4 protein-coding genes are annotated in these 3,956 nt (G+C 71.7%); 3 read left to right on the plus strand and 1 reads right to left on the minus strand.

Translation table 11 applies throughout. From position 1 onward, the window contains the following. Together ND748_RS27275 and ND748_RS27280 are read left to right on the plus strand one after the other, a co-directional pair. On the plus strand, positions 1–996 hold a 996-nt coding region (locus tag ND748_RS27275), incomplete at its 5' end, for a serine protease (RefSeq protein WP_251749074.1). Between the two features lie 150 nt (positions 997–1,146). After that, positions 1,147–1,608 (plus strand): DUF2269 domain-containing protein, encoded by a 462-nt coding sequence (locus ND748_RS27280; protein ID WP_251749075.1) that lies wholly within the window; start codon positions 1,147–1,149, stop codon positions 1,606–1,608. Between the two features lie 81 nt (positions 1,609–1,689). On the opposite strand, the gene ND748_RS27285 is transcribed toward ND748_RS27280, so the two are convergent. Further along, entirely contained in the window at positions 1,690–2,589 is a 900-nt protein-coding gene (locus tag ND748_RS27285; protein ID WP_251749076.1) for an alpha/beta fold hydrolase, read from the minus strand. Positions 2,590–2,841: 252 nt separating this feature from the next. Here ND748_RS27285 and ND748_RS27290 point away from each other — a divergent pair. Continuing rightward, on the plus strand, positions 2,842–3,956 hold a 1,115-nt coding region (locus tag ND748_RS27290; protein ID WP_251749077.1), incomplete at its 3' end, for an MBOAT family O-acyltransferase.

A 3,956-nucleotide genomic window follows, 5' to 3' on the forward strand; every position in this document is an offset into this window, starting at 1 on the left:
ACAGTGCCGGACGCGGGTGTGCGGCCAGCGGTCGGCGGCCCGCCGATCGCTGGTCCCGACGCCAGGCCGGTCCGCCCGGGTGACCTCGCCGCCGAGATCACCCGGGGGCAGCCCTCGCCGCTGTCGGCACCCGGCGCGGTGACCGACACCGAGCAACGGGCGGTCGAACGGTACTGGACGGCCGAGCGTCGCGACCGGGCCTTCGGCTCCCACACCACCGACCGCGCCGACGCCCGGACCGGCACCGCGGCGGCGGGCACGCCGTTCGCCGACGACACGAGCCCCCGGTTGTCGAGCACGCCGCCGCCGCCCAGCGACGGCACGCCGTATACCCGCGGGGGTCTGGTCACGGCGACCACCGGCCGGCTGTTCACCACCATCGGCGGCGCCGATTTCGCGTGTTCGGCGAGCGTGGTGACCAGCCCGGGCCACGATCTCGTCGTGACCGCGGGGCACTGTCTGCATGGCGGCACGCGCGCGCAGTTCGCGAAGAAGGTCGCCTTCGTTCCGGGCTACGCCGACGGGACCATGCCGTACGGCATCTGGACCGCCCGCCGACTGACCGTGACACCGGGTTGGGCCACGGGCTCGAACTTCGACGTCGATGCCGGCTTCGCGCTGTTCAACACCCACAGCGGCCAGCACATCGAGAACGTCGTCGGCGGCCAGGGCATCGCGTTCGGCCTGCCGAACACCTACCCGCAGTACAGCTTCGGCTACCCACGCCTGCTGCCGTACGACGGCAGCCAGCTCATCTACTGTGCCGGGCCCGGATCCGCCGACCCATACGGGGGCCCATCGGTCGGCGTGCACTGCCGGATGACGGCGGGGGCGAGCGGGGGCCCGTTCATCACCGGGCTGGGCCGGCTCGGCCCCGGCCACGGCTGGATCGACGGGGTGGTCAGCTACGCCTACGCCGGCTCCACCGACCGCCTGTACGGGACGCATTTCGGCGATGCGGTGAAACTGCTCTACTACCAGTCCTATCCACTCTGAGGCACAGGCCCCGCGAGGCACAGGCCCCGCGAGGCACAGGCCCCCGCGAGACCCGGGCCCGGCGAGACGCAGGACCAGCACAGTCGGCTCACAGCCGGCGCACAAGCGGTCGGTGCACAAGCGGGAGGAGTCAGTCGGTACCGTCTGCGCATGCCGCATCCGGGCAGCTTCGGGCTCCTCCTCACCCTGCACGTCCTTCTCGCGATCTTCGTCATCGGACCGCTGACCCTGGTCTGCGCCGCCATTCCCCGGCTGCTGCGGGCCGGGCCGGGGGCGCTGCCGCTGCTGCGGCTCGTCGCCCGGCTGGTGCGCGGGTTCGGGCTGGCCTCGCTGCTCATCGTGGTGACCGGTGCCGGGATGGTGCACCAGGGGTCGTTCGGCAGCGTGCGTTCGTTCAGCGATTCCTGGCTGCTGGGCTCGCTGGTGCTGTGGGTGGTGGCGTGCGGAGTCTGCCTGGCGGTCATCGCGCCCGGCCTGTCGCACGCCGTCGCCGAGATCGACGCCGGCGGGGACGCTCGGCGCCGGCTCAGCACCGTCACCGGCGGCGCGGTGCTGAGCTCCGCCTGCTGGGTCGTGATCGTCGCCCTGATGGTGGTCAAACCCGGCGCGTGAGCCGGCGGGCGGCGACCTGACAGGCGGCGACCTGGCGGGCGGCGGCTTGACGGGCAGCGCCCCGACGGGCCTCGCGTCCGCTCAGCTCGCGGCAGCGAGGAAGCGCCGTCCGGCCTCCCCGCGGTCGACGACGTCCTCCAGCTTGTCCAGCATCCGGTCCCACACCTGTCGGGGCAGGTCGTGGCCCATCCCGTCGATCTCCAGCAGCTCCGCGGCCGGGATCGCCGCAGCCGTGAGCCGGCCGCCGATCACGGGCACCAGCGGGTCGGCGCCGCCGTGGATGACGAGGGTCGGCGGGCGCAGCCCGGCGAGCTCCGCGGTGCGGTCCGGGGCGGAGAGCACCGCGGCGACCTGACGCAGCACACCATCGGGGTTGGCCCGGCGGTCCCAGTAGACCTCGGCGCGTCGGCGCAGCCACGCCTCGTCCGGCGCGAACTCCGGCGAGCCGAGCACCCGATGCGCCTCGTGCGCGGCGAGGACGGACTGCTCCACGTCTTCCGGCGCCGGGCGCAGGAACAATTCGATGGCCTCCGGCGTCGGCTGCACCCGGTGGTCGCCGGGATGCGACATCACCGACGTGAGGCTGCGGACCCGCTCGGGGCTGCGCAGCGCCGCGATCTGGGCAACCATGCCGCCCATCGACAGGCCGAGCAGGTGCGCCGACTCGACGCGGAGCGCGGTGAGCAGGCCCAGCGCGTCGGTGGCGAGGTCGGCGAGCCCGTAGGGGGCGAGATCGAAGCGCCCGGCGATGATCGCCCCCAGGTCGGGCCGGCCGAGATGATCGAGGTGGGTGGACAGGCCGACGTCGCGGTTGTCGAAGACGATCGCCCGGTAGCCGCGCCGGGTGAGCGCGGCGAGCAGGTCGGGATGCCAGCCGACGAGCTGCTGACCAAGGCCACCGATCAGCAGCAACGGCAGACCGTCGTCGTCGCCGTGGATCTCGTAGGCGAGGTCGATGCCGTTGACCGTGACGATGCCCATGGTCGGAAGGTAGCCATCCCGTGGCTGGCGCGCACGTCTTCCAGGTCGAATCGCGCCAACCTCACCCCTTCGGGCCGCTGCACCCGCCGAGGAGACCGACCCTCACGGGCGTTGCGGCACGTGGGGGCGCGCACCCCGCCGGCCTGTCACTACTTTATGTATCTTCTCAACTTCATAGAGTAGCGACATGCGGTGCCGCCAGGCAACTCACTCGTCACCCGCCGCCCGCCCGATCTCCCTGGACGGCCATACGTGATCTTTCCAACGATCGAGTTCGCGGCGTTCTTCGTCGTGGTGATGGCGCTGTCCTGGCTGCTGATGCCCCGGCCCGCACTGTGGAAGCCGTTCATGCTCGCCGCGTCGTACTTCTTCTACGGCTTCGCCGACGCCCGGTTCGTCCTGCTCATCGTCGCCTCGACCCTGATCAACCAGGCCGCCGCGCGGGCCATCCACCGTCTGCGGGACCGCCGCATCCTCGCCGCCGCGATCGCCTGCGACCTCGGTCTGCTCGGTTGGTTCAAGTACTACGGCTTCTTCGCGCTGTCCGTCGATCGCGCCCTGACCGACGTCGGCCTGCCCGCGCCGCTGCCGCTGCTCCAGGTGGCGCTGCCCATCGGGATCTCGTTCTTCACCTTCCAGGCGCTGAGCTACGTCATCGATGTTCACCGTGGCGACAGCGCGCCGGCGTCGCTGCTCGACTTCGCCGTCTACGAGGCGTTCTTCCCGCATCTCGTGGCCGGTCCGATCGTGCGTGCCAGCGAGTTCCTCCCGCAGCTCGCCACCCCACGCGACCCGGCCCAGGTGCCGACCACGCGCGCGGCGTTCCTCATCCTCGGCGGACTGATCAAGAAGGTGGTGCTCGCCGACGTCATCGCCTCCCGGCTGGTCGACCCGGTCTTCGACACCCCGGGCCAGCACTCGTCCGCTGAGATCCTCGCCGCCGTCTACGGCTACGCCGTCCAGATCTACTGCGACTTCTCCGCCTACTCCGACATCGCCATCGGGATCGCACTGCTGCTCGGCTTCCGCTTCCCGGACAACTTCGACCGGCCGTACGCGGCGCGCAGCCTGCAGGAGTTCTGGCGACGCTGGCACCTGACCCTGTCGCGCTGGCTGCGTGACTACGTGTACCTGCCCCTCGGTGGGAGCCGGCGCGGACGTCGCCGGACCTACCTGCACCTCATGATCACCATGACCCTGGGCGGCCTGTGGCACGGCGCCTCGTGGACCTTCGTGCTGTGGGGGGCCCTGCACGGCGTGGCCCTGGTCACCGAGCGCTGGCTGCGGACCTGGCGGGCGAGGCGGGCGGCCGCCGCCGGCCTCGCCCCGCACGCCAACAAGGTCCGGAATTTCCACAATCCCAAGCA

It is taken from the genome of Frankia sp. AiPs1 (assembly GCF_023716945.1).
Lineage (GTDB): Bacteria > Actinomycetota > Actinomycetes > Frankiales > Frankiaceae > Frankia.

What these genes read in the sequence shown, in the direction of transcription:
- ND748_RS27285 (WP_251749076.1), bottom strand. Translation starts at nt 2,589, where the DNA reads ATGGGCATCGTCACGGTCAACGGCATCGACCTCGCCTACGAGATCCAC.
- ND748_RS27280 (WP_251749075.1), top strand. Translation starts at nt 1,147, where the DNA reads ATGCCGCATCCGGGCAGCTTCGGGCTCCTCCTCACCCTGCACGTCCTT.